This window comes from Microbacterium sp. Soil_N32, from assembly GCF_057655505.1.
Map to the genome: position 1 here is coordinate 73,002 of NZ_JBDGME010000016.1, position 25,225 is coordinate 98,226.

General features: G+C 68.9%; 22 protein-coding genes. 14 read left to right on the forward strand and 8 right to left on the reverse strand.

Translation table 11 applies throughout. The features are described from left to right. Nucleotides 1–6 precede the first annotated feature (6 nt). Nucleotides 7–366, forward strand: coding sequence for an avidin-fold protein (locus AC3A3J_RS04480; RefSeq protein ID WP_487671131.1), 360 nt, complete (start codon nucleotides 7–9; stop codon nucleotides 364–366). Between the two features lie 34 nt (nucleotides 367–400). Here the strand turns inward: AC3A3J_RS04480 and AC3A3J_RS04485 are convergent, their stop codons facing one another. Next, on the reverse strand, nucleotides 401–988 hold the full coding sequence (locus AC3A3J_RS04485) for an Lrp/AsnC family transcriptional regulator (protein ID WP_314648235.1): 588 nt from the start codon (nucleotides 986–988) through the stop codon (nucleotides 401–403). Between the two features lie 152 nt (nucleotides 989–1,140). Between AC3A3J_RS04485 and AC3A3J_RS04490 the strand changes: the two genes are divergently transcribed. The 5 genes from AC3A3J_RS04490 to AC3A3J_RS04510 are packed head-to-tail and all read left to right on the forward strand — an operon-like array spanning nucleotide 1,141 to nucleotide 6,316. Next, the gene (locus AC3A3J_RS04490) at nucleotides 1,141–2,724 is read left to right on the forward strand and encodes an ABC transporter substrate-binding protein (RefSeq protein WP_487671132.1); all 1,584 of its coding nucleotides are present in this window, start codon (nucleotides 1,141–1,143) and stop codon (nucleotides 2,722–2,724) included. A gap of 11 nt (nucleotides 2,725–2,735) precedes the next feature. Further along, a complete protein-coding gene (locus tag AC3A3J_RS04495) occupies nucleotides 2,736–3,797 on the forward strand; it encodes an ABC transporter permease (protein WP_487671133.1) in 1,062 nt (353 codons plus the stop codon). After that, the gene (locus AC3A3J_RS04500; protein ID WP_314648231.1) at nucleotides 3,794–4,702 is read left to right on the forward strand and encodes an ABC transporter permease; all 909 of its coding nucleotides are present in this window, start codon (nucleotides 3,794–3,796) and stop codon (nucleotides 4,700–4,702) included. Before AC3A3J_RS04495 ends, AC3A3J_RS04500 begins: the two co-directional genes overlap by 4 nt. Further along, nucleotides 4,699–5,487, forward strand: coding sequence for an ABC transporter ATP-binding protein (locus tag AC3A3J_RS04505; RefSeq protein ID WP_487671134.1), 789 nt, complete (start codon nucleotides 4,699–4,701; stop codon nucleotides 5,485–5,487). Before AC3A3J_RS04500 ends, AC3A3J_RS04505 begins: the two co-directional genes overlap by 4 nt. Further along, on the forward strand, nucleotides 5,480–6,316 hold the full coding sequence (locus AC3A3J_RS04510; protein ID WP_487671135.1) for an ABC transporter ATP-binding protein: 837 nt from the start codon (nucleotides 5,480–5,482) through the stop codon (nucleotides 6,314–6,316). Before AC3A3J_RS04505 ends, AC3A3J_RS04510 begins: the two co-directional genes overlap by 8 nt. A 175-nt stretch (nucleotides 6,317–6,491) precedes the next feature. On the opposite strand, the gene AC3A3J_RS04515 is transcribed toward AC3A3J_RS04510, so the two are convergent. Further along, nucleotides 6,492–7,202 (reverse strand): hypothetical protein, encoded by a 711-nt coding sequence (locus tag AC3A3J_RS04515; RefSeq protein ID WP_487671136.1) that lies wholly within the window; start codon nucleotides 7,200–7,202, stop codon nucleotides 6,492–6,494. 203 nt (nucleotides 7,203–7,405) lie between these two features. Here AC3A3J_RS04515 and rpsF point away from each other — a divergent pair, with 203 nt between their 5' ends. The 4 genes from rpsF to rplI are packed head-to-tail and all read left to right on the forward strand — an operon-like array spanning nucleotide 7,406 to nucleotide 9,057. Continuing rightward, nucleotides 7,406–7,774, forward strand: coding sequence for a 30S ribosomal protein S6 (gene rpsF, locus AC3A3J_RS04520; protein WP_314648224.1), 369 nt, complete (start codon nucleotides 7,406–7,408; stop codon nucleotides 7,772–7,774). Between the two features lie 4 nt (nucleotides 7,775–7,778). Then, nucleotides 7,779–8,279 carry a single-stranded DNA-binding protein gene (locus AC3A3J_RS04525; protein ID WP_487671137.1) on the forward strand — a complete coding sequence of 167 codons (501 nt, stop codon included), beginning with the start codon at nucleotides 7,779–7,781 and terminating at the stop codon, nucleotides 8,277–8,279. 59 nt (nucleotides 8,280–8,338) lie between these two features. Further along, entirely contained in the window at nucleotides 8,339–8,593 is a 255-nt protein-coding gene (gene rpsR, locus AC3A3J_RS04530) for a 30S ribosomal protein S18 (protein WP_017829850.1), read from the forward strand. A gap of 11 nt (nucleotides 8,594–8,604) precedes the next feature. Further along, nucleotides 8,605–9,057, forward strand: a complete 453-nt coding sequence (gene rplI / locus AC3A3J_RS04535; RefSeq protein WP_314648221.1) for a 50S ribosomal protein L9 — start codon at nucleotides 8,605–8,607, stop codon at nucleotides 9,055–9,057. Nucleotides 9,058–9,420: 363 nt separating this feature from the next. On the opposite strand, the gene AC3A3J_RS04540 is transcribed toward rplI, so the two are convergent. Together AC3A3J_RS04540 and AC3A3J_RS04545 are read right to left on the reverse strand one after the other, a co-directional pair. Further along, on the reverse strand, nucleotides 9,421–10,623 hold the full coding sequence (locus AC3A3J_RS04540) for a chaplin family protein (RefSeq protein WP_487671138.1): 1,203 nt from the start codon (nucleotides 10,621–10,623) through the stop codon (nucleotides 9,421–9,423). Between the two features lie 107 nt (nucleotides 10,624–10,730). Continuing rightward, the gene (locus AC3A3J_RS04545; RefSeq protein ID WP_487671139.1) at nucleotides 10,731–11,741 is read right to left on the reverse strand and encodes a hypothetical protein; all 1,011 of its coding nucleotides are present in this window, start codon (nucleotides 11,739–11,741) and stop codon (nucleotides 10,731–10,733) included. 536 nt (nucleotides 11,742–12,277) lie between these two features. Between AC3A3J_RS04545 and dnaB the strand changes: the two genes are divergently transcribed. Continuing rightward, nucleotides 12,278–13,657, forward strand: a complete 1,380-nt coding sequence (gene dnaB, locus AC3A3J_RS04550) for a replicative DNA helicase (protein WP_487671140.1) — start codon at nucleotides 12,278–12,280, stop codon at nucleotides 13,655–13,657. Between the two features lie 259 nt (nucleotides 13,658–13,916). Here the strand turns inward: dnaB and bla are convergent, their stop codons facing one another. Then, nucleotides 13,917–14,846 carry a class A beta-lactamase gene (gene bla, locus AC3A3J_RS04555; RefSeq protein ID WP_487671141.1) on the reverse strand — a complete coding sequence of 310 codons (930 nt, stop codon included), beginning with the start codon at nucleotides 14,844–14,846 and terminating at the stop codon, nucleotides 13,917–13,919. Between the two features lie 169 nt (nucleotides 14,847–15,015). Here bla and AC3A3J_RS04560 point away from each other — a divergent pair, with 169 nt between their 5' ends. Then, complete coding sequence (locus AC3A3J_RS04560) at nucleotides 15,016–16,248, forward strand: ATP-binding protein (RefSeq protein WP_487671142.1); 1,233 nt, start codon at nucleotides 15,016–15,018, stop codon at nucleotides 16,246–16,248. Nucleotides 16,249–16,291: 43 nt separating this feature from the next. Here AC3A3J_RS04560 and AC3A3J_RS04565 read toward each other — a convergent pair whose 3' ends face one another. Beyond that, on the reverse strand, nucleotides 16,292–17,554 hold the full coding sequence (locus tag AC3A3J_RS04565) for an MFS transporter (RefSeq protein ID WP_487671143.1): 1,263 nt from the start codon (nucleotides 17,552–17,554) through the stop codon (nucleotides 16,292–16,294). 102 nt (nucleotides 17,555–17,656) lie between these two features. Between AC3A3J_RS04565 and AC3A3J_RS04570 the strand changes: the two genes are divergently transcribed. Continuing rightward, complete coding sequence (locus AC3A3J_RS04570) at nucleotides 17,657–18,250, forward strand: CGNR zinc finger domain-containing protein (RefSeq protein ID WP_487671144.1); 594 nt, start codon at nucleotides 17,657–17,659, stop codon at nucleotides 18,248–18,250. A 38-nt stretch (nucleotides 18,251–18,288) separates the two neighbouring features. Here AC3A3J_RS04570 and AC3A3J_RS04575 read toward each other — a convergent pair whose 3' ends face one another. Together AC3A3J_RS04575 and AC3A3J_RS04580 are read right to left on the reverse strand one after the other, a co-directional pair. Continuing rightward, nucleotides 18,289–19,773 (reverse strand): helix-turn-helix transcriptional regulator, encoded by a 1,485-nt coding sequence (locus AC3A3J_RS04575; RefSeq protein WP_487671145.1) that lies wholly within the window; start codon nucleotides 19,771–19,773, stop codon nucleotides 18,289–18,291. Nucleotides 19,774–20,044: 271 nt separating this feature from the next. Further along, a complete protein-coding gene (locus AC3A3J_RS04580) occupies nucleotides 20,045–20,200 on the reverse strand; it encodes a hypothetical protein (RefSeq protein ID WP_487671146.1) in 156 nt (51 codons plus the stop codon). A gap of 121 nt (nucleotides 20,201–20,321) precedes the next feature. Here AC3A3J_RS04580 and AC3A3J_RS04585 point away from each other — a divergent pair, with 121 nt between their 5' ends. Then, a complete protein-coding gene (locus tag AC3A3J_RS04585) occupies nucleotides 20,322–25,139 on the forward strand; it encodes a DUF7927 domain-containing protein (protein WP_487671147.1) in 4,818 nt (1,605 codons plus the stop codon). Nucleotides 25,140–25,225 lie beyond the last annotated feature (86 nt).

A 25,225-nucleotide genomic window follows, 5' to 3' on the forward strand; every position in this document is an offset into this window, starting at 1 on the left:
GGAGGTGTGACTGCGACTGCGACAATCCCCTCCCTCGATGGCCGCCGCTTCCGGATGATCTCGTCGACGACCTCCGTCGTCGACGACGACGCCCCGAGCATCTTCGAGTACTTCGAGCGCGACGGCGCGATCTGGGGCGGGTACACCGGCGACACCGTGACCTTCGGGAAGTTCGTCGGCACGCGCACCGGCGACACCATCTGGGTCTCCTTCGTGCACGTGCTCGTCAAGGACGGCTCGGTCGTGACCGGCGACGGCGAGAGCGAGCTCGAGCTGACCGACGACGGGCGCATCCGCCTCGTCGAGCACTACGAGATGTTCGGCCTGCCGCAGCTCAGCGTCTGCGAAGAACTCCCCGCGTCCTGACCCGCACTCCCGCTGACCCCTCGCGCCGAGCGGGTCAGCGGGGCGGAAGAGCGTCGCGGCCGGGAGAGGCCGGGGTCCAGCGGGTCATGCCGAGCGGCACCTCGGTCTCGCGCTCGGGGATGTCGGTCGGCAGCAGGAAGGGCCGCCGCACCACCTCGTCGAGCACGACGACGCTCACGACCGTTCGCACCTCGGGCAGCTGCGCGATCACCCCGGTCGAGAACTCGTGCACACCGCTGACGTCGGTCGCGCGGATCAGCAGCATCGCGTCGTGCTCGCCGGTCGTGATCGCACACCACTCCACGTCGGGCATGTCGACGATCCGGTCGCGGAAGGATGCCCAGGCCTGCGGCAGCACGGTGACGAAGACGAGAGCGCCGATCGAGAGGCCCGCCTTGGCGTGGTCGACGCGTGCGCCGAAGCCCGTGATGACGCCGTCGCTCACCAATGATTCGACGCGCGAATAAGCGCTGGCCCGCGAGATGCCGACCCGGTCGGCGAGGGCGGCGATCGAGATGCGACCGTTATCACGCAGAACGTCGAGAATTCTGTATGCGGTCTCGTCCAAAGGGGTGGCACTTCGTCCAGAATGCTTCGCCTGTTCGGCATCCTTGCTGGACATATTGCTCCTTGCGTTCGGCATTGCGGACAGAGCGTGTCGATGTGACGCGCAGTTGCTGGACACATCGTCGCATATGATGCGAATCTGATCCCCGGTCGTCCACATCGGTGGCGATCGACACCCGAATGTACTCCTCGCCCTTGGAGGCCCTCATGTCGTCACGTCGCAGCACGTCCGTCATCGCGATCGGAGCCGTCGCGCTCCTCGCGCTCGCTGGTTGCTCGGGAGGGAACTCGGCGAACAACGGCGAGCAGTCCTCGGGCTCCGACTCGCTGGTCATCGACACCGCATTCTCGATCGAGACCGCCGACCCCGGCCACACCTACGACCCGACCGGCAACATGATCGCCAAGGCGCTCTACGAGACGCTGGTCGACTTCGAGGGCTCCGACGTCTCGACCCCGGTCCCCGGCCTTGCCTCGTGGGAGCAGAACGACACGGCCACCGAGTTCACGTTCACGCTCGAGGGCGACCGCGTCTTCTCCGACGGCTCGCCGATCGAGGCGAAGGACGTCGTGTTCTCGCTGCAGCGCATCCAGGGCATGGCAGACGCCAAGCCGAACTTCCTGCTCAGCGGTGTGACCATCGCCGAGGTCGACGAGAAGACCATCTCGTTCACGACCGAGACCCCGCTGCTGCAGCTGCCCGCGATCCTCGCCAACCCGGCGCTCGGCATCGTCAACTCCGACGTCGTCATGGAGAACGGCGGAGCGACCGACGGCACCGACAGCGCCCAGGGCTTCCTCGACGGGGAGTCGGCCGGTTCGGGCCCGTTCGTGCTCGACACGCTCGACCTGTCGTCGCAGGTCGTGCTCACCAAGAACGACGAGTACAACGGCGACGAGGAGTCGGAGTTCTCGCGCGTCGTCGTGCGCAACGTCTCGGAGAGCGCCACGCAGCTCGCCAACCTCAAGGGCGGCGACTCGATGGTCGCCATGGACCTCAACGGCGACCAGGTCTCGGGCCTCGGCGACGGCCTCACGGTCGACTCCGTGCCCTCGGGCCAGACGATCTTCCTGCTGCTCAACCAGGGCACGGCGGGCGGCGACCTCGCGAACGTCAAGATCGCCGAGGCCATCCGCTACGCCCTCGACTACGACGCGCTGCTCGAGCTCGCGGGTTCGGGTGCCGAGCAGGCCACCGGTGTCATCCCGCCCGGATTCGAGGGTGCCCTCGACACCGGCGTCGAGCAGGACCTCGAGAAGTCGAAGGCCGCGCTCGCCGAGGCCGGCTACACCGGTCAGACGCTGAAGCTGCAGTTCCCGAACGACTACCCGGTCGGCGGTGTGGAGTTCACCCCGCTCGCCGAGCGCATCCAGGCGCAGCTCGAGGATGCCGGGATCACCGTCGAGCTCGCGCCGGCGCCGTTCGCCACCGAGCTCGACGCCTACGTCAACGGCACCGAGGGCTTCGGCCTGTGGTTCTGGGGCCCGGACTACGCCGACTCGGCGAACTTCCTCCCCTTCGGTCCCGGTCTCAAGGTCGGCCTGCGTGCCGGCTGGGCCGCCGAGGCGAACCCGGCGATCGCCGAGATCGCCGCGAAGGCCGCGGCCGCGACGGATGCCGATGAGCGCACCGCCCTGTTCACCGATTTCGCCGAGGCGATGCAGGCCGAGGGCCCCTTCGTGCCGATGATCGTTCCGGGCCGCAACATCTCCAGCACCGACAAGGTCACGGGCGCCGTGTACAACTCCGTCTGGGAGATGGACATCGCCGAGATCACCCCGGCCGGCTGAACGGATAACGCATGACGACGGTGGCGGTGCAGAGGCAGGCGCGCAGGCGCAGGTCTCCCCTGATCGGATACCTGCTGCGGCGGGCCGGCACCTCCCTGCTCCTGTTGGTGGGCGTGACGATCGTCACGTTCCTGCTCACCAACCTGGTGCCGGGAGACCCGGTCTCGGCGGCCCTCGGCGAGGGCGCATCGCAGAACCCCGAGACGCGTGAGGCCTTCATCAAGGCCCAGGGACTCGACCAGCCGTTGATCGTGCAGTACTTCATCTATATGGGGAACCTGCTCCGCGGGGACCTCGGTACGTCGCTGGTGACCGGTCGCCCGGTCACCAGCGACCTGGCCACCGCGGTGCCGGCGACGATCGAGATTGCCATCGGCGCGATCATCCTCAGCCTCGTCGTCAGCACCGTGCTCGGCACCCTCGCCGCGTACCGCCGCGGTCTGGTGACCGACCAGGTCGTGCGCGTCGTCACCCTCGTCGGTCTCAGCGTGCCGACGTTCTGGCTCGCGCTCGTGAGCTTCTACGTCTTCTTCCTCGAGCTGCGCATCGCCCCCGGATCGGGTCGCATCTCGCCGTCGATCACCCCGCCCCCGCGGGTGACCGGCCTCTACACGGTCGACTACCTATTGAACGGCGACGGCGTCGGCTACTTCGACGCCCTCGCCCACCTGGCTCTGCCGGTGCTGGTGCTGTCGCTCGTCACGATCGGTCTGCTCACCCGCTTCATCCGCACCTCGGTGCTCGAAGTGCTCGGCAGCGACTACGTGCGTGCGGCCCGCGCCAAGGGGCTGCCCGCGATGACCGTCATCATCGGCTACGTGCTGCGCGGTGCATCCCTCCCGATCCTCACCGTGGTGGGCGTCGCGTTCGGATCGCTGCTGTCGGGCACCGTGCTCGTCGAGTCGGTCTTCGCGTGGCCGGGACTCGGCACGTACGCCTACAACTCGGCGGCCAACCTCGACCTGCCCGGCATCATGGGCGTCGGCCTGGTGGTGGGCGTCATCTACCTGCTCATCAACTTCATCGTCGATCTCCTCTACGGCGTGCTCGACCCGAGAGTGAGGATCGCATGAGCCGCATCGACGCCGCATCCGGGCCCTGGCGCTTCCGATTCCGCTGGCCGCGCGCCTGGCGCACGCCGCTCGGCATCATCGGCTCGGTGATCGCCCTCGCCTGGGTGATCGTCGCCTTCACCGCCCAGTGGTGGGTGCCCTACGGACCCAACGCGCAGGTGTTCCCCCGTCTGCAGGAGCCCGGGGTCGAGACGCTGCTCGGCACGGACGGCAACGGCCGCGACATCTTCTCCCGCCTCATGACCGGCGCCACCGTGAGCCTGCCGCTCGCGCTCATGCTCGTCATCGCCGCGATGATCATTGGCACGACGATCGGCGCGCTCGCCGGGTACTTCGGCGGCTGGGTCGACGAGACCCTCATGCGCATCACCGACCTGTTCATGGCGTTCCCCACCGTGATCCTCGCGATGGTCGTCGCCGCATCGCTCGGCCCCTCGCTCTTCAACGCGGTGATCGCCGCGATCGTCGTGTCGTGGCCCCAGTACTCCCGCGTCACCCGCAGCATCGTGCTCGGTCTGCGCGGGCAGAACTACGTCATCGCCGGACGCCTGCTCGGCCACTCGCCGTTGCGCACGCTGTTCGTCGACATCCTCCCCAACATCGCCGGACCCGTGATGGTGCTCGCCACCCTCGACATCGGCGCGGCCATCCTGCTGCTCTCGGGCCTGTCGTTCCTCGGTCTCGGCGCCCAGCCGCCGACGGCGGAGTGGGGATCGATGATCTCGGCCGCGATGCAGAACTTCGACGCCTGGTGGCTCGGGGTCTTCCCGGGGCTCGCGATCCTCACGGTCGTGCTCGCCTTCAACTTCCTCGGCGACGCGATGCGCGACATCCTCGACCCGACCGCCGAGGTCGCACACGAGAAGCAGGCCGAGAAAAAGGACTCCGCGGGGGTGACGGCATGAGTGCACTCAGCATCCGCGACCTGACCATCGACATCGGACGCCCGCTCGTGAGAGGCGTCTCGCTCGAACTCGAGGCGGGTCGCATCCACGGCCTCGCCGGCGAATCCGGCTCGGGCAAGACGCTCACCTCGCTCGCCGTGCTCGGCCTGCTGCCACGTCAGGCGAAGGTCGGCGGGTCGATCCGTCTCGCGGGCGATGAGCTCGTCGGGCTGAAGCGCCGCGGCATGAACCGCGTGCGGGGGAAGCGCATCGCGATGGTGTTCCAGGACCCGTCGGCGTCGCTGCACCCGCAGTTGCCGGTCGGTCGCCAGCTCACCGATCACATGCGCGTGCACCTGGGTCTTCGCGGCGCCGCCGCCCGCGACAAGGCCATCGAGCTGCTCACGACCGTGCAGGTGCCGAACCCGGCCGAAGCTTTGAAGCGGTACCCGCACCAGTTCTCGGGCGGACAGCGCCAGCGCATCGCGATCGCCTGCGCTCTCGCCTGCGACCCCGAGGTGCTGCTGGCCGACGAGCCGACGACCGCGCTCGACGTGACCGTGCAGGCCGGCATCCTCCGGCTGCTGCGCGATCTCGCCACCGAGCGCCAGCTCGCCGTGCTGCTCGTCACGCACGACCTCGGCGTCATGAGCGCGATCGCCGACGAGGTCGCCGTCATGAAGGACGGACTGATCGTCGAACGGGCCGACCGCGAGACGCTGTTCCGCGACCCGCAGCACGCCTACACGCGGATGCTGCTGGCCGCACTGCCCGGTTCCCGCATCGAGGAGGACGCCGATGAGTGAGATCGTGCTCGATGCGACGGACGTCGTCGTGCGCTACCCGGGCCACCCTCCCGTGGTCGCCGTGAACGGCGTCTCGATGACCGTCGCCCCGGGGGAGACCGTGGCACTGGTCGGCGAGTCCGGCAGCGGCAAGTCGAGCTTCGCGCGCGCCGTCGTCGGGATCGAGAAGACCGCGGGCGGCACGGTGCTGTTCGACGGCGCCCCCGTCGCCCCCCTCGGCATCCGCCGCCGTTCCGTGGCGATGACCGGAATCCAGATGGTCTTCCAGGACCCCTCCACCTCGCTCAACCCGCGCCGCCGGGTGGGCGACCAGATCTCCGACGGCATCGCCACCGCCCGAGCGCGCGGTGCCGCCGGATCCACCGTCGACGAGTGGCTCGAGCGCGTCGGGCTGCCCACCGAGGTCGCCTCGCGCTTCCCGCACCAGTTCTCGGGCGGGCAGAAGCAGCGCATCGCGATCGCCCGGGCGCTCGCCGCCCGCCCGTCGCTGCTCGTCGCCGACGAGCCGATCTCGGCGCTCGACGCCTCGACCCAGACCAGCGTCGCGGGTCTCATGCGCGACCTCGTCGCCGAGTCGGGAGCGGGGATGCTGTTCATCTCGCACGACCTCGCCGTGGTGCGCCGCATCGCCGACCGCACGTTCGTCATGTACTCGGGCCGGGTGCTCGAGTCGGGGCCGACCGCCGAGCTGTGGGCGGCGCCTCAGCATCCGTACACGCAGGCGCTGCTCGCCGCGATCCCCGAACCCGACGGCGCAGGGCGCATCCCCGAGGCGCCCGCCACCGGCGACCGCGAGGTCTGGTCGGAGGTCCCGCCCGTCCTGCGCTGAGCGCGCGCGGCCGCGAAAACGCAGATCATCTGCCGCTCGCAGGGCGCGTCGCCGGGCGACATGCCGCCCGCGCATCCATTCATCTGCGTTTTGCTCAGGACGAGCCCCGCACGCAGAGAGGCCCGGCATCCGTGGTGGATGCCGGGCCTCTCTCATGCAGAACGATCCGCGAGGATCACATCGGGGCGGTGATCTCCTGCGGCGTGTCCCAGTCGGTGATCTCGAGCGAGGACTCGATGGGCTGACCCTGCACCTCGGTCTTCGTCATCGTGGCGAGGATGATGTAGTCCTCGGTGACCTCGAAGGTCGCGTCGACCGCGACACCCTGGGTCTCGGTCGTCCCGCTGACGAGGTAGACCTTCTGGCCCAGGCGCTCGCTCGTGCCGGTGACCGTGAACTCGCCGTTCAGCGCCGCGATGGCCTGAGCCGGGTCCATCGAGGTCGCGGTGGTCGCACCCGCGCTGAGGCCGGCGATGATGGGGTCGCTCGAGTTCGGGTCGGCGACCTGCCACTCGCTGCTCGGGCTCTTGACCCAGGCCTGGTCGCCGATGACGACCATCGAACCGATCGACGAATCGACCGCGACGGCCTTCTCCGACGGGTTGTAGCGGGCCGTCGACTCCATACCCATGGTGGTGGACGTGGCGGCGTAGCCGGCCGACTCGTCCATGCGCTCGGTCGAGCAGGTCGCCAGCGCCGCGATGTCGACGGTCGCGCCCTCTTCGAGCTTCGGGCAGTCCGACGACGGCGCCGTGGTCTCCTCGGCGGAGCTGGAGCTGCTGGGCTTGCTGTCCGACGGCTTCTCAGCCGGGCCCTGACCCGAGCATCCGGTGAGCAGGATCGCCGCGGCGATGACGGCTCCGGCCTTCCATGTGTTGACGCGCATCGCGTCCCCCCTTTCACATCGGCCGATGGCTGTCATCGGCACCGCACCAGCATGCCAAAGTACAGGGCGGGCCGCGTGGTGCGGACTCCGGGTTGCGTCCGCTAGACTGTGCAGGTTGTCTGCCCTCGGGCAGGCACGTGCTACACACCCTCCTGCTTCCGGGAAATCCTCGGAAGCCGTTCTAGTCCGAAGGAGGTGGGTAAGTGACGCACCAGTACGAACTCATGGTCATCTTGACCCCCGAGGTCGACGAGCGCCAGGTCGCACCTACGCTCGACAAGTTCCTCAAGGTCATCACCAACGATGGCGGCTCGATCGACAAGGTCGACATCTGGGGCAAGCGCCGTCTGGCCTACGAGATCCAGAAGAAGACCGAAGGCATCTACGCCGTCGTCAACTTCACCGCGACGAGCGAGGCCACCCAGGAGCTCGACCGTCAGCTGAAGCTCAACGAGCAGATCATGCGCACCAAGGTCCTCCGTGCCGAAGAGGCGCAGGCGATGGTGGCTGCTGAGGCGAAGCGCTCCGAGGAGAAGGCCGCCCGCAAGTCCGCCAAGGCTGCGAAGGCCTGAGTCCATGGCAGGCGAAACCGTCATCACCGTGGTGGGCAACCTCACGGCCGACCCCGAGCTGCGGTACACGCAGAACGGGCTGCCGGTGGCGAACTTCACCATCGCATCGACGCCTCGCAACTTCGACCGCGCCGCGAACGAGTGGAAGGACGGCGAAGCGCTGTTCCTCCGCGCGTCGGTGTGGCGGGAGTTCGCCGAGCACGTGGCGGGCTCGCTGACGAAGGGCATGCGCGTCATCGCGCAGGGCCGTCTGCGTCAGCGCTCCTACCAGGACCGCGAGGGCAACCAGCGCACCGCGATCGAGCTGGAGGTCGACGAGATCGGCCCCTCGCTCCGTTACGCGACGGCGCAGGTCACCCGGGCGGCCTCGAACGGTGGCGGCGGACAGTCTCGCCCCGCTCAGCAGCAGCAGGTGTCGGAGGAGCCGTGGTCCACTCCCGGCTCGTCGACCAGCGCCGACGCCTGGAGCACTCCGGGCAGCTTCGGCGACGACACCCCGTTCTGATCAACACTTCTGGAGTCCGCCCTCACCGGCGGGCATCCGCTCATCATTAAGGAAAAACCATGGCTGGAAAGTCGAGCGGCGACCGCCGCAAGCCGCGGAAGGGTGGCAAGCCCACCGCTCCCGCGAAGTCCATCCGGGTGGGTGTCATCGACTACAAGGATGTCGCCACCCTTCGCAAGTTCGTTTCGGAGCGCGGCAAGATCCGTGCCCGTCGTATCACCGGTGTCTCGGTGCAGGAGCAGCGTCTGATCGCCACCGCGATCAAGAACGCCCGTGAGATGGCGCTCCTGCCCTACGCTGGCGCCGGCCGGTAAGGGGTATCGAGATGGCAAAGCTGATTCTCACGAACGAGGTCGCCGGGCTGGGTAGCGCCGGTGACGTGGTCGAGGTCAAGAACGGGTTCGCCCGCAACTACCTCATCCCCCAGGGCTTCGCTACGGCGTGGACCCGTGGTGGCGAAAAGCAGGTCGCGTCGATCCAGGCCGCACGCCAGGCGCGTGCGATCCACGACCGTGACGAGGCCGTCGCGCTGAAGGATGCCCTCGAGGGCACCAAGGTGCGTCTCGCCGTCAAGGCCGGCGCCGCCGGTCGTCTCTTCGGCTCGGTCAAGACCGAGCACGTCGCGGACGCCGTCGAGGCCGCCGGTCTCGGCAAGATCGACAAGCGCAAGGTGCACATCACCTCGCCGATCAAGGCCACCGGTGAGCACGAGGCCACGGTTCGTCTGCACGACGACGTGACCGCGGTCATCACCCTGCAGGTCGTCGCCGCCAAGTAAGCAGCGACAACGCTTCGAACGCCCTCTGTCCTCCCGGGACAGGGGGCGTTCGGCGTACCGGGGGCTGTCTGCGTCGCGCAACAGCTGTGTGCACGGACTTCGCACGTATGCACGGGGTTTCAGTCGCATCCTCCGTGCATCCGTGGGACTCCCGTGCAGTTGGAGGGGGTCGACGTGGGCGGATGCCTGCGCGCGGCCGGTGGGCGGCGGGCGCGACGGATGCCCCGTGCTGGGGACACGGGGCATCCGCCTTTCAGCGCTCGTCAGCTCGACGGGGAGTGGGGACTCCGCGCCGGGTAGGCGACGGCGCTCCGGTGGTGCGATGCCTCCTCCCTCCAGGGCACCACACCACCGGGGTGTGCGCTACGCCGTGCGGCGACGCAGCAGACCCAGGCCGGTGATCAGCAGCAGGGCCGCGACCAGCGCGAAGCTGATCTGCGACTCTCCGCCGGTCATCGCCAGCGCCTCTCCGGCCTGAGCCGAGCCCGCCTGGGCCGAGCCGCTCGTCGTCACAGCCGCAGCCATGGCGGCGCCGGAGCTCGAGCCGGTCGCGGGCGTGGTGCCGGGCGTCGTGCCCGGGTCCGTACCCGGGTCGGTTCCGGGGTCGGTGCCGGGGTCCGTGCCGGGGTCGGTTCCGGGATCCGTGCCGGGGTCGGTTCCGGTCGGGTCGGTCACCGTGCTGTCACCCGTGATCGAGATGGCGTTGCCGCCGATCGTGATCGGAAGGGTGATCGGTGCGGTCACCTGGGTGCCGCCGAGGGTGCTGTCGTCACCGGTGGTGTTGCTGCCGGTGGTCGAGCCGCCCGTGGTGCCGCCCGTGGCGGGGGTGGTGCCGGTGGTCTCGCTGTCTCCCAGCAGGGAGATCGCGTTGCCGCCGACGGTGACCGGAACGGTGACCGGTGCCACGACCTGCGTGCCTCCGGCGACGGAGTCGTCACCCGTGGTGCTCGGTGCGGAGGCATCCGTCGTGCCAGACGACGACGCCGGTGCCGCGGCGCCCCCGGTCGACTCGGAGTCGCCCAGCAGCGAGATCGCGTTGCCGGTGACGGTGACGGGCACCTCGACGTCGATCAGCGCCTGCGAACCCGACAGGAGTCCGTCGACGCCGCTCGTCGTGACCGACGGAGCGGGTGCGGGTGCGGGTGCCGGGGCAGGTGCCGGAGCGCCCTGCTCGGCGTTCGAGTCGCCCAGCACGCTGATCGCGTTGCCGTCGACCGTGACGGGCACGGTCACCTCGACCACGGCCTGCGTGCCCGAGCCCACGCCCGAGTCACCGCTGGTGGCGGGTGCGGGTGCGGGTGCGGGTGCAGGGGCCGGAGCGGGGGCCGGAGCGGGTGCGGGTGCCGGGGCGGGAGCCGCCGGAGCCTGCGCCGTCGAGTCGCCGATCAGCGAGATCGCGGTGTCGACGACCGTGACGGGCACCGAGACCGGTGCCTGAACCTGGCTCCCCGAGAGAAGACCGTCGTCTCCCGAGGTGTCCGCCGCGTTGGCGGCGGTGGCGCCGAGCAGGGTGACCCCGCCGGCGATGAGCGTGCCCCACAGGGCCCGCTTGAGGTAACTGCGCATGATGAGTCTCTCCTTGACTGGACTGAACTGTCTGATGGGGTGCACGCGAGATCAGGTGCGCGCGCAGCACGTCATCTGCCGTTCGCGAGGAACGGCGCGACAGGACGTCAGTCAGGAGAGACGTCGGTGTCGGCGACCGTCGACGTCGGGAGGACGTCGTCGGATGCGCCGGAGAAGAGCTCCCAGGCACGGAGCTCGGGAAGGTCCACGCCGCTGACGCGGGCGTGGGAGAGTGCGGATGCTCCGCCGGGGGTGGCGGAGGAAGACGGGATCGCGGGAGCGTCGAGGCCGGGAGCCTGGGCCCCGCCCGCGGTGCGCTCGACGGGCGCAGAGGTGGCCGGAGCCGTGTGCACCGCGGGCGCGGCGACGTCGACGAGCGCGGCCGTCGAGGAACCGGGCGCGGACACGGGCGCTCCGCCTGCCCGCCCCGGAGCCGCAGCGGCGAACCCGGAGGCCGCGTCCGCGGCGAGGATGTCGGCGATTGCGGGAGCCGGGACGAGTCCCTCGAGGACCGGCGGCACCGTGGTGTCGACGACGCCTCCCACGACGGAGACGGCCTCGTCGACGATGTCGACCACCTGGTCGACGACCGGAGTCACGCCGAGATTCGCGAGGAGATCTCCGACGATGGGCAGTGCCGAGACGGCATCCCGCACGGGCTGAGTGATCTGCGCGACCGGGGCATCCGTCACCAGGTCTGCGACCGGCTCGACGACGCCGGTGGCGACCTCGGTCACGGTCTCGACCACCGGTGCCGTGGTTGCACCCACGACGGGGACGGCGGCGACGGTGTCGGCGACGGTCTGTACGACCTCGGGCGCCGCCTGCTGCACCGGCGCCGCGACCTGCTGGACGACGGGCTGCGCGACCTGCTGAACCACCGGCTGCACGACCTGCTGGACGACGGGCGTGGCGACCGCGGTGACCGTCTGGCCGACCGTGTCGACCGTCTCGGAGACGACGGAGGTCACACTGCCGAGGAGCGACGGGTCGCTCCCGTCGTCGGCGTGCGCATCGCCCCCGCCGACGACCGCAGTGAACGCCGCCCACGCGAGCACGCCGAGACCACCCCAGAGAATCGCGGCTGGTGCGCCGCGACGGGTGGCCTGAGCGTTCACGTCGACTTCCTCCCCGAAGGTCGATCGTTCGGACGCGGTCTGCGTCGTGGCGAAGACGATACTCCCGGTATATCGCTCTGTCCAGACCTCTTTTCACGAAATCGAGGACGATTCCCGCATGTTTCCGCGGGTGCATCGGCGTGACGCGCCCGGTGGAAATCCAGCTTGACTTTCCCCAAGTTCTACACATGTGAACAGCGTGTGACGCAACCTTCAACGCGCAGTTGAAGTGCGTTGCTGTCCACAGGGTGGGGAAACGATAAACGCCAGGTTAGAAGCCAAATAAAAGTTTGGTCCGCCAGTACTCCACCGGGTTATCCACACCCTTTCTGCACAGACACTCCAGACTTCTCCGCAAGCTCTCCACAGAGTTATCCACAGGCCGTGTTGCAGGGGGATGAGCGCGCTCGTAGCGTGGTGCAGCGACCCGATGTCGGAAGCCTCTGCTGTGCTGTGCAGGTGGCAATCGCGACCCCCCACCCCGTTCGACGGGTCGGGGAGCGCCACCGGGGGAACGCCGCGTCGAAGGGAGCACTGTGTCGATTGCCGACATCTCAGAAGAGCGTCTGGGCGGAGCATCGTCTCGTGGACCCGAGCGCACCCCGCCGCACGACCTGCTCGCCGAGCAGAGCGCGCTGGGCGGCATGCTCCTGTCGAAGGATGCCGTCGCCGATGTGATCGAGACGCTCAAGGGCGCCGACTTCTACGTGCCCAAGCACGAGCTGATCTTCGAGGCGATCCTGTCGCTGTACTCGCACGGTGAGCCGACCGACGTCGTCGCCGTCACCGACGAGCTCATCAAGACCGGCGAGCTCGGCCGCGCCGGCGGAGCCGACTACCTCCACACGCTGACCTCGATCGTCCCGACCGCGGCCAACGCGGGGTACTACGCGGGCATCGTGTCGGAGCGGGCCATCCTCCGCCGCCTCGTCGATGCCGGCACGCGCATCGTTCAGCTCGGCTACGCCGGCGAGGGTGACGCGACCGACATCGTGAACAACGCCCAGGCCGAGATCTACTCGGTCACCGGCACCGAGACCGCCGAGGACTACGTGCCGCTGACGACCGCCGTCGACGCGGCGATCGAAGAGATCGAGGCCGCGAACGGCCGCGACGGCTCGATGACCGGCATCCCGACCGGTTTCCGCGAGCTCGACGAGCTGACCAACGGCCTCCACGGTGGACAGATGATCGTCGTCGCCGCCCGACCCGCCATGGGTAAGTCGACGCTCGCCCTCGACTTCGCGCGCGCGGCATCCATCGGCCATGACTTCCCCTCGATCTTCTTCTCGCTCGAAATGGGCAAGAGCGAGATCGCGATGCGTCTGCTGAGCGCCGAGGGCGCGATCCCGCTGCAGAACATGCGCAAGGGAACGCTCGACCCGCGCGACTGGACGACCGTCGCCTCGACCCGCGGCCGCATCAACGATGCTCCGCTCTACATCGACGACAGTCCTAACATGACGCTCGTCGAGATCCGTGCCAAGTGCCGGCGCCTCAAGCAGCGCGCCGGTCTGCGCATGGTCATCATCGACTACCTGCAGCTCATGACGTCGGGCAAGCGCGTCGAGTCGCGTCAGCAGGAGGTCTCGGAGTTCTCGCGAAGCCTCAAGCTCATCGCCAAGGAGCTCAACGTCCCGGTGATCGCGCTCTCGCAGCTGAACCGTGGCCCGGAGCAGCGGCAGGACAAGAAGCCCGCCATCAGCGACCTGCGTGAGTCGGGATCGATCGAGCAGGATGCCGACATGGTGATCCTGCTGCACCGCGACTCGGTCTACGACAAGGACGTGCGCCCGGGAGAGGCCGACCTCATCGTCGCCAAGCACCGTAACGGCCCGACCGCGACGATCACCGTCGCGTTCCAGGGTCACTACTCGCGCTTCGCCGACATGGCCCCGGGCGGCGACTTCAACTGACCCCGGGCCTCCGACCGGCATCGGGTGAAACTCACCCGCGGTTCACCCGCCGACCCGCATAACGGATTTCGGGGAACCCGGTCTCTGACAGTGGGCGTCGCCGAAGGTGCGGCGACGGCGACGCACGCTCGCGCAGCGCCACCGGTGCAGGGGACCGCCGGTCGCGCGCGGGCACGCGGGGCGGATCGTATGGGGCGGTCCGCCCCGTTCTCGCCCTGCGTGCGTTACGCCGTCGGCGCAGGCGTCGGGGTGGTCAGGGTCAGCCGGTCGACGGGGTGAACTCGGCGAGGACGACCCGCGCGACCTCTTCCACGACGGCATCCGAATACGTCGCCGTAGGGTCGTTCTCGGCTGTGAAGATCGCGACGTAGACTCTCTCGCCCGTCGGGGTCGTGACGACGGCGATGTCGTTGCGCACCCCGCCGGCGCCCCCGGACTTGTCGGCCACCGTCCAGCCCGAAGGCGCGCCCGCGCGGATCAGTGCATCGCCGGTGGCGTTCTCACCCATCCACTCGAGGAGCATCCGCCGGTCCGCTCCGGGGAGCGAGTCGCTCTCGAACACCTGCTGCAGTGCCGTGGCGAATGCCATCGGAGTGGTGGTATTCCGATCGCTCCCGGCGGTGACGGTGTTGAGCTCGGGTTCGTGATCGGTGACCACCGAAGCGGCGTCACCGAGTTCGCGCAGATACGCCTCGACCCCGGCGGGACCACCGGCGGCGTCCATCACGAGGTTCGCCGCCGTGTTGTCACTCGTGCGCACCGCGGCCTCGGCCAACGCCTCGAGCGTCGACCCCGCATCGATGTGCTCCGAGGTCACGGGGGAGTACCCCGACGCGTCAACCTGCGCCTGCGTCCAGCGGACAACAGCCGCGCGGTCGTCGGCCGGCACAGCGTCCAGCAGGGCGGCCGCCACGAAGACCTTGAGGGTGGATGCATAGGCGAACCGATCATCGCCCGCGTACTCGATCGTCCGGCCGCCGTTTCCGAGAGCCGCGAACCCTACTGAGACGTCGTGCTCCCTCTGGATCGCCTCGATCGCCGCGATCCCAGAGAACGAGGTTGCAGGAGTTGTCGCTTCAGATGCGTTCGGCTGGGGAGAGGGGGAGGCGTCGGTGGTGCTGCCGCAGCCCACGGTGGCCGTCAGGGCCAGGGCGACGAGTGCGACAAGAGCGGGAAGGCGTCGTCTCATAGATATCTCCGTTGAACGAGGTGGGGCGGGAGCGGCAGGGCTCACTCGACTCGCTGATGGGTTGCCCCGAGGGTGGTGCGGCTCACTGACCATCGAGACGCATCCGAGCGCGGGACGGTGCTGATAAATTTATCAGCCACCCGTCAGGCCCTCTGATAAACTTATCAACGTGCGCAACGCTCTAAATAACCCCTTCCAGCCCGGCTCCGATGTCGTGCCGGCGATCTGGGCTGGGCGAACGGCTCAGCTCAGTGACTGGCGCGACGTTCTGCGTCCGCGGCTCGAAGCGGGGCTCTTCGAACGAGGGCGCACGATTCTCGGTGAGCCGGGACTGGGGAAGTCGTCGCTCGTCCGGCGCATCGCGAACGAGGCGGAGCGCCAGGGGGACTGGGTCACGCCCCAGATTCGTATCGCGGTCGGCTCGGACCCCATCAAGCGCTTGGCCGCCGAACTTCTCGTCATCGCAGACAAAGCGGGGTTGTCGACGGGCCGTGAACAGCGCCTGACGCGACTGCTGCAGCGCGTGGAATCCATCGCGATCAACGGCGTCTCTCTCGCGCTGTCGCCGTCCGAGGGGCAGGAACCGCACAGCGCGCTAACCGAACTCCTCGTCGAGGTCGGACGGGTCGCGATCGGCCGAGACGCTGTCATCCTGATCCATATCGACGAAATTCAGAACATCGACGACGAGCGCACGTTGTCGCAACTGCTCATCGCACTCGGGGATGCGATCACCCGCATCGTAGAGGTCGACGTACCGGGAGTCGGGCCGCTGGAACGTTCCCTGCCGATCGCCGCCTACCTCACGGGCCTCCCGGAGTTCGACGAGGCGTCCGGATCGCGCAAGGGCGCGACGTTCACTCGACGGTTCGCGACCACCGTTCTGGCGCCACTCGATGACGACGACCTCCGCACCGCATTGCGCCCCCTCGTGATCGACGGCTGGGAGGTCGCGGACGGCGAAGGAGCACTCACCCGCATTCGGATGCAGGCATCCGCGGCCGAGGCGATCGTTGATCTCTCGCGCGGCGAACCGTTCCTCTTCCAACTCGCCGGACAGAGGGCCTGGTACGCAGGCAGAGGCGATGTGATCACGTACGAAGAGGTCATACGCGGGTGGCGAGAGGCTCAGGCGGAGGCGGCCTCGCACGTCGAGCGCATCCTCGACCGACTCCCTTCGCGTGAGCGCGAGTTCCTCGAAGCGATGGCCGATCTGGAGCCGAGCGATCGAACGCTCACCCGGATCGCTGCGGAGGCGGGATTCCCGAAGTCCACCGATGCGGGGCCTCCGTCGCAGCGTCTCGATCGCGTCCGCGGCATCATCACGCGGGGCAAGCCGTACAGTTTCCGTCATCGAGCTCTGGAGGCATTCCTCACCAGCGGGTGGCCCGACGTCGAATAGCGTCGCGCACATTCCGCTCGTGCGCATCGTCGCGCGCAGTGGGCTAGCCGACCCGCTCCACCGACGCGGTGTCGCGCAGCCGCAGCATCGACGGCGTGAGCATCGGCACGATCGACAGCACGAGCGCGATCGCGCCGACCATCACCGCGGTTCGGCTGCCGAGGCCCTGGCCGATGATGCCGGCGAGGGCGCTGCCGATGGGGATCGACCCGTACATCACCTGCGTGTACGCACCGGCCGAGCGGGTGAGCTGGTCTTTCGCGATCACGCTCTGCCGCAGGGTGAGGGAGTAGACGTTGGCGTTGCCGAGGCCCACGCCCGAGACGAACATGATCCCGGCGATCACGATGGCGAGCGGCAGGCCTTCGAGAGGCCAGACCGCGGTGAGCAGCGGTGTGCCGTACGACAGCACCAGCGAGACGAGGAACGCGGGGCCGAGGCCGATCCGTGTCGAGAGCAGCATCGAGGTGACCGTGCCGACGAGAGCGCCCAGCCCGATGGCGCCGAGAGCGACGCCGTAGACCGCGGCAGGCACGTGCTGCTGCTGCACCGCCCAGAGCACGAGGTTGAGCAGGAGGATCTGCTCGGCGAGGTTGTAGATCGCGGCGTGCAGGGTCAGGGGACGCAGGTGGCGGTCGGTGAAGAGGATGCGCAGGCCGTCGGTGATGCGGCCCACCGGGGCCGGTCGCCCGGTGCTCGCGAGCGACGGATGCTCCGACGCCGGCCGAGCGCGGAACACCCCGAAGGCCGACACCAGGTGCCCGACGGCGGTGGCGATCATCGCGATCGGAGCGCCCAGCGCGCTCACCAGCACCCCCGCGCCCGCGGGTGCGACGACCTCGGTCAGGGTGCGCGACCCCTGGAGCGCCCGGTTCGCGGCAGCCAGGTCATCGGCGCCCACGAGGTCGGGCACAAACGAGAAGCCGACCACCCCGAAGCAGAGCGCCGCGGTGCCCGAGAGGAAGGCGACGACCGCGACGAGCGGCACCGACAGCATTCCGCAGAGCCAGGCGATCGGGATGACGCCGATCAGCGCGGCCTGTGCGAGGTCGGCTGTCACCATCGTGCGGCGACGCGGTCGCCCCTCGAGCAGGTGGCCCGCCAGCAGTGAGAACAAGAGATAGGGGAGCGTGGCGGCTGCGGCGACGAGACCCACCTCGGCCGCCGACCCGCCGAGAGCCGCGGCAGTCACGAGCGGGAGAGCGAAGAGCGCCACCTGACTGCCGGCGCTGCTCATGGTCTGCCCGAGCCAGAACCACCCGAAGGCCGGGTTCGTCCGGATCACGCGCACGCTCGGATCGCGCATGCCGCCCCTCTCATGGATGATCGTCGATATATCCATGAAGCATGACAGGCGCGCATTCTCATGCGCAATACTCGTATTACCCATGAACCGGGAGGAGGAGCGATGCCCCAGTTCAGCCGCATCGCCGGAGATGCCGTGCTCGACCTCGTAAACACGGTGGAGTGGCGCCTCGACGAGGAGACGCGTATCGAAGATCTCCGCTCCTATGACGACGTGCTCGACTGGTGTCTGCAGGCGGGCTTCGTGACGGCATCCGAAAAGGAGGCGCTCGCCGCAGCCGCGGGCGACGACACCGCTGCGGCCGAGCGCCAACGCGCATCCGTGATCGCACTGCGGGAAGCGCTGTACCGGGCCCTGTTCGACGGCGATGCTGAGGCGGCCCGGCACCTCACGGAGGCGCATCGACGCTCCCTGCGCTACGCCTCGCTCACGCCAACCGACGTGGGTTGGGAGTGGCGCGACGCCGAGCTCACCGTGAGAACGCCGGTCGATCGCATCGCCCGGGCGGTTCCCGCCCTTCTCGCGCGCCCCGACCTCGACCGGCTGCACCAGTGCGAGGATGCCCGCTGCGGATGGGTCTACCTCGACACCTCGCCTCGCCGAAACCGTCGGTGGTGCGTCGCGTCGGACTGCGGCGACCGCAATCGCGCCCGCGCCTACTACGCCCGCAAGACCGGTCGGGCCGACGCCGGCTGACCGTCGACGCCCTCTAACCGAACGGAACGGAGCCCCGGTCAGTCGTGACGCGATGCTCGTGACGGCGAGAACTCGGGGCGCGACTGCGCGTAGTCGACCGCGCCGGCGCGAGTGGTGACGCCGAGCTTGCGGTAGAGGCGCCGGGTCAGAGTCTTGAGAGTGTTCCGGGTCACGAACATCCGCTCGGCAATCTCATCCATGCTCAGCTCGGTCACCAGCATAGACAGCACGTCGTTCTCGCGCCGACTGAGCCCGGGGTCGTCACGACGGGCCGAGTGCACGCGGAGCGCCTCTTTCTCCTCGGCGCCCGCCAGGGCGATGAGACGCTCGAGATCGGCGTGGGCGATGGTCTCGTAGTTCACGTGCAGACCGTGGTGCTGGATGACGGCATCCGCTCGCTGGAAGGCCGAGACCGCCGTCTGCATGCGTCGGAGTGCGAGCGCGGCGGCAGCGTGGACGAGCAGGGCGTTGGACTGCAGCCGTGGCTCGGACGGCTCCTCCGTGATGGGACGGGAGAGGTCGAACGCCTCCTGGTGGTCACCGCGGAAGAGGTGCAGGGCCGCCGCGACGACCTGGTCGGAGAGCGAGAGATCGAGATGGGTGTCGAGATCGCGCTCGATGCGTCCTCGGAGCACGAGCGCCCGGGCCCGGGCCGCACGCACGAGGCGACCCGCGAATCCCGGGGCGTCGAGCACGCCGGGATGCCGCCGCACGCGCCCCTCGATCATGCTCTCGGTCACCGCGGCCGCGGCGAGGTCGTGGGCGAGGAGCGAGCGGACCCAGAGCGCCGCCGGCCAGTGGTCGGCGACCCCCGCTTCCTCCGCCCGGCCCAGGAGCACGGCCGCCTCCGCGTGCGCGTTGCGGTCGATGAGGAGAACCGCTTCGGCCAGGCAGGCCGCCGCATGGGGAGCCGCATCGTCCGCGGTGCGGGCGCGCTCGATCCACAGTCGTGCCTGAGCCGTTCGACCGATCTCGGCGTGCAGCCAGGCGGCGCCAGCCGCCGCGCGCGACGCGATGACCGGGATGCCGACGGAGCGGGCGATCTCATAGGCCCGCTCGTAGTCGAGACAGGCCTCGGCGAAACCGGCGGCGTCGAGGGACCGAGCCCACTCCCAGAGGAGCACGGGCAAGGCATCCGCCACGACATCGGTGGCGGCGGCGTCACTGCTCTCGAGGGTGTCTCGGGCCTCGCGAGCCAGACGGCCGGCGGTGAGGGGGTCGCCCGCCTCACGCGCGACTTGGGAGCGATGCGTGAGACGGCTCAGTCGACCCATCAGCGCCGCAGGATCGGCTGACCGGCTCGGTCTGACGGGCCGCTCGACCGCCACGGAGGATCCTGCAACGCGAGCCGCGGGCCGCGGCGCCATGACGGCGAGATGCGGGTTGCGGAGCAGAGCCGCGGCCGGGAGTTCCTGCAGGGCGAGAAGCAGTTCCGGCTGATGTCGGGTCGCTAACCGCTCCCAATGCTGCTCGATGAGGGCGACGGCTGCGTCGACCGACCCCGACCGGACGAGAGTGGCCACGGAGGGTGGGAGGTCGTGTGGGTGCATGAATTCGATGAGGGCTGCGGGGGGCGTGCACTGCTGAATATACCCAGAACCGTGTGGACGGTGGCGGAACGGATCGTGCGGGGTGAACGCGGAGTGCCGAGGGTGACAAAAGCCGCTTTTCAGCCCGTTCACAGGTTGCAGAGCGGAGAGACTCAGCGGGAATGCCGTCGCCGCACCTGCGTCCGACGCTGCTTCAGGAATGTTCCTTGGGAGGGGAAACAGTGTTCACACGGAGAGATTCAGGTCACGCGGCGCCCGCGTGGCAGCGCGTCCGAAAGGTCATGGCGCTCGCCGTCACGGGCATGCTCGTCACCGCGGGCATGACGGTGGTCGCAGCGACGAACGCGGCGCCGGCGGTGGCAGCGGTGTCGCCGTCACAGCAATGGGTGACGGCTGCCACTGCCGGTAACGGGTCAGGGACTGCCACGTTCGGTACCACGGGTGTGACTGCGGCTATCCGGTCGAGCGTATCGACGGGAGCGGCGCCTTATGTGCTTCCGATTGTGGGCGGAGCGAACAGCATGGTGGTCGCGAACCCGTACCTGTCGCCCGACACTCCCGCCGGGCTGCCTGCGCTCGCTCAGCAGCCGCCGAACGCAAACGGTGCGCTGCTGACGAGCACGGTCACCCTGAGCAAGCCGGTCATCGCTCCGATGGTGCACTTCTTGAACATGGATGGCTCCACGCTTCAGATCACGGGCACCACGACCACGGGTGCGGCGATCGCCGCTTCTCGTGTTTCGGGGAACAGCGTGTTCACAGTCAGCAGTAACGTCATCAATGGTTCGCCGCGACCGGCTGCGAACGGCGGATGTCAGACCGATGCGGGAGCGAACCCGGCTGGAGCCTGTGGCTCGATCCGGCTCGGTGGTTCCAGCGGCCTCGTCAGCCAGTTCGGGATGGTGAACAACGACCGGGGTCTGAATGGAGACTCCTGGCTGTGGACGATGTCGTTCCCCACCGCCCCCCTGACGAAGCAGTTCTCGCCGAACGCGATCACGCCCGGCGGTTCGAGCACTCTCACGTTCTCCATCGCCAATCCGGCGAACGAGGCGCAGACGACGCTCACGCCGCTCGGATTCACCGACGCCCTGCCCGCAGGCGTGACGCTGCGGGACGGCAACGTGAGCACCACCAGCTGCGGGTCTCCGACTTCTGCCGGTCTGAGCGCCGGTAGCTCGGCCATCTCGTTCGACCAGATCACCGTCGCGGCCGGCGAGACGTGCACGATCAGCGTGAACGTCACCGCCGCAGCTGCGGGCGTTTACACCAACGACAACTCGAACCTGACCACGACTGTCGCGAACCTCGTTCCGAACGCGAACACGTCGCTGACGGTCGCGCCGAACCTGCCAATCGTGACCTGCACCACGGACCCGGTGATCTTCAACACCGGCTACAACTCCGCGACGGGCGGTCAGCTCGCCAACGGCGGCGTGGACGAGCGCTGGACGGTCGCCGGTGGTCTCGACGGTTTCAACCACTCGCCGACTCCCATTCAGGGCCCGTCCGCCCCCGCGCTGCCTCCGGCGAATGCGGTCTACAGCGCGGCTTATGCAGGCAAGGCGAATTCGCTGTGGACCGACAGCCAGTCGGGTGAATCCCAGTGGATCTCGGCTGTCTACCCGCCGACCGCCGAAGGCTTCAACCAGTCCGTCGGCGGCGGCGACTGGTACTACCGGTACCAGTTCAGCCTCGCACCCGAGGTCGACCCTTCGTCGTTCGAGCTGGGCATGCGTTGGTTGGCGGACAACAGCGTGGCCGGCGTCTGGGTGAACAACGTCGCTCAGACGGGTGCGAACCTTCCTCAGTCTCCCGCAGCCCCCTACGACGGGGGTGGATTCCTCGGCGGGAACGCTGCCACGACCACGATGGCAGGCCCGTGGCAGACCGGCCTGAACACGATCCTCGTTCAGGTGAAGAGCAACGCGGCCGCTGAGGGGTTCATCGCCGAGGTCACCTCGAGCGCCCTGTGCCCGGAGCCGACCTACTCCGTCGAGAAGGTCGCGAGCACCGCGACGGCCGAGCCGGGCGACACCGTCACCTACAGCGTCACGGTCACCAACACCGGTGAGGTGGCCTACACGGCGGAGAACCCGGCCTCCTTCACGGATGACCTGTCCGGCGTGCTCGACGACGCCGCCTACAACGGCGACGCCACTCAGGGTGCGACCGTGACCGGCGAGACGCTGTCGTGGTCCGGCCCGCTCGCAGTCGGCGCGTCGACGACCATCACCTATAGTGTGACGGTCACCGCTCCGCGCTCCGGCGACGGGGAGATGGTCAACACGGTCACTCCGACCGGCGACGGCGGCAGCTGCCTCGAAGCAGGAGACTGCACCACGACCACGGAGCTCGTGAGCCTCGACATCGACAAGACGACATCGATGACCGAAAACTCCCGCCCCGGAGACACCGTGACCTACACGGTGACCGCCACGAATGAGGGCCCCGGCGACTACACCGCCGAGATCCCGGCGTTCGTCGCCGACTCCCTCGCGGGCGTGCTCGATGACGCCACTTACAACGGCGACGTGGTCGCGACGATCGGTGGCGACACGGTCGGGGCGCCGACGTTCGCCGGCGACCAGATCCGCTGGTCGGGCCCGCTCGCTGCGGGTCAGACCGTCACACTGACGTACTCGGTCACCCTGACCGGCGCCGGTGACGGTGAGGTCCGGAACGTGGCGTGGGCGCCGCCCGTGCCCAACGACCCCAACGGCCCGCCCCCCACGCCTCCGGTGTGCGACCCGGCGACCGAAGACGGCACGGACCCGGTGACGGGCGAGCCGTGCGCGGGCACCGTGAACGACCTGCCGCGCCTGACGATCGACAAGACCGCCGACACGACGGAGCTTCCCGCTGACGGTGGCGTGGTGACCTATACGGTGACGGTCACGAACGTCGGTCCCGGCGCGTACACGGCCGCGGCTCCCGCGACGGTGACGGACGACCTCTCCGAGGTGCTCGACGATGGCGAGTTCGGTGAGATCATCGCTCCCGCCACGGGCGCGGCGTTCGATGCTGACGCGGAAGAGCTGACCTGGTCGGGCCCCCTCGCCGCCGGTGCATCCGCCACGATCCAGTACACGGTCACGTACGACTCCACGTCCGGTGACAACGTGCTCTACAACGTGGTGTGCGTGCCCGAGGGGCAGCAGGCGCCGGGCGCCGAGGCCTGTGCCGACGTGCAGATCCCGGGCGCAGCGCTCGAGGTCGACAAGTCCGTCGACCCCGCCAGCGGCACCGCTGTCACGCAGGGCCAGACCCTCGCCTACACGCTGACGTTCACGAGCACGGGTGAGGCCGCGGCCGCAGTCGACAAGGTCGACGACCTGTCCGACGTGCTCGACGACGCCACGCTGGTCGCCGGCTCGATCACGGTCTCTTCGGATGACCTGGATGCCACCCTCACCGGAACCGACCTCGCCATCACGGGCAGTGTTCCGGCCGGGGAGACCATCACAATCACCTACCAGGTGACGGTGAACGCGTTCGCCGATCAGGGAAACCACGTCCTGGCGAACGTCGTGCAGAACCCGGACGGGACGTGTGAGGTCGACGGATGCCCAGAGACGGAGAACCCGATCCGCCACTTCTCGGTGACGAAGACAGCCGATCCGAGCGAGGACGTGCAGACCGGTGACGTCGTGACCTACACGGTGACGGTCGTCAACGACGGCGCAGCCGCGTACACCGGTTCGGTCCCGGCGGGTGTGTCCGACGACATGACCGACGTTCTCGACGACGCGACGTACAACAACGACGCGGATGCCGTGGCATCGGACGAGTCCTTCGTTCAGGACCCGACGTTCACCTCTCCGATCCTCAACTGGTCGGGCCCGGTGGCCGTGGGTGAGTCGGTGGAGATCACCTACTCCGTCATCGTGACGAACCTCGGTAACGCGAACCTGGTCAACACGGCATCCCCGGTGTGCGCACCCGGTGAGTTGTGCGACCCGCCGGCTCCGCCGGTAGAGATCCCGCTGCCGCGGGTGACGCCGTCGAAGTCCTCCGACCCCGCGGCGGACGCGCCGGTCGTTGCCGGCCAGGTCGTGACCTACACGCTGACGTTCACGAATGACGGCCAGGCGGCCGGTCCCGTCGACGCGACGGACGACATGTCCGACGTGCTCGACGACGCGACCTTCTCCGACGGCCCGGAGGTGAGCGCCAACGGAATCACCGCCGTGTTCGACGGGGACGCGCAGACCATCCGGATCGAGGGCGACCTCGCTGCGGGAGCGACGGCGACGGTCACCTACCAGGTCACCATCCGCCCGGACGGTGAGCGTGGAAACAACCGGGCGACGAACATCGTCACCCCGGACAACCCGCCGGTGCCGAACTTCCCGCCGCCCTCGATCAACCACCCGATCGGTGAGCTCGACGACTGGAAGACGGTCGATCCGGCATCGGGCACCACCGTGCGCCCCGGCCAGGTCATGACCTACACGCTGCACTTCGAGAACACCGGGACGGCGCCGGTGGCTGTGGACCGCGAGGATGTGCTCACGCAGGTGCTCGACGACGCCACGGTGACGGCCGCTCCGACCAGCTCCGACCCGGCGCTCACGGCCTCGACCATCACGGACGGACGGTTCGCCGTGACCGGATCCCTCGCCCCGGCGCAGGTGGTGACGGTGACGTACCAGGTGACCGTGAACGCCGACGGCGCGCGCGGCGATGACCGTCTCGGCAACTTCCTCGTGGACACGGGGGATGTGCCGCCGGAGGAGTGCGTGCCGACGGATGACGAGCGCCCGGACTGCACGGTCAACTACGTCTCGAACGTGGTCGTGACGAAGTCGGTCGATCCGGCCTCGGGCACCCACGTGGTCGACGGGCAGAAGGTCACCTACACGGTGACGTTCCGCAACGTCTCCACGAACCCCGACGCTGCGGACAGCCCCGTCGACTACACCGACCACATGGCCGGCGTGCTCGATGACGCGACCCTCACCACCGGGCCGCAGGCTTCTGCGGATGCGGTGACGGCAACCGTCGACGGTCAGACCATTCGCATGGTCGGCGTCGTGGCCTCGGGACAGACCGTGACCGTGACCTACGCGGTCACCGTCAAGGCCTGGGCAGCTCAGGGCAACCACACGCTCGGCAACATCGTCGCCGTCACCGGCACGGAGCCGATCTGCGCACCGGGCAGCCAGCTCTGCACGCAGAACATCGTCGATCCGCCGGCGCCCGGTCTCGCCGTCACCGGTGGACAGGTCGCGACCTGGGTCGTGGTCACGGGGCTCGTGCTCCTCGTCGGCGGTGCGGCTCTGGTGCTGATCCGTCGCCGGCGCGCGAGCGAGTCGGCCAACGAGCCGACTGCCTGACGCGGCTCCTGTGCGGTGCACGCGATGAGCGTGCACCGCACAGCCGTGCCTACGGGGCGCGTCTCAAGAGAGCGCGCCCTCCATAG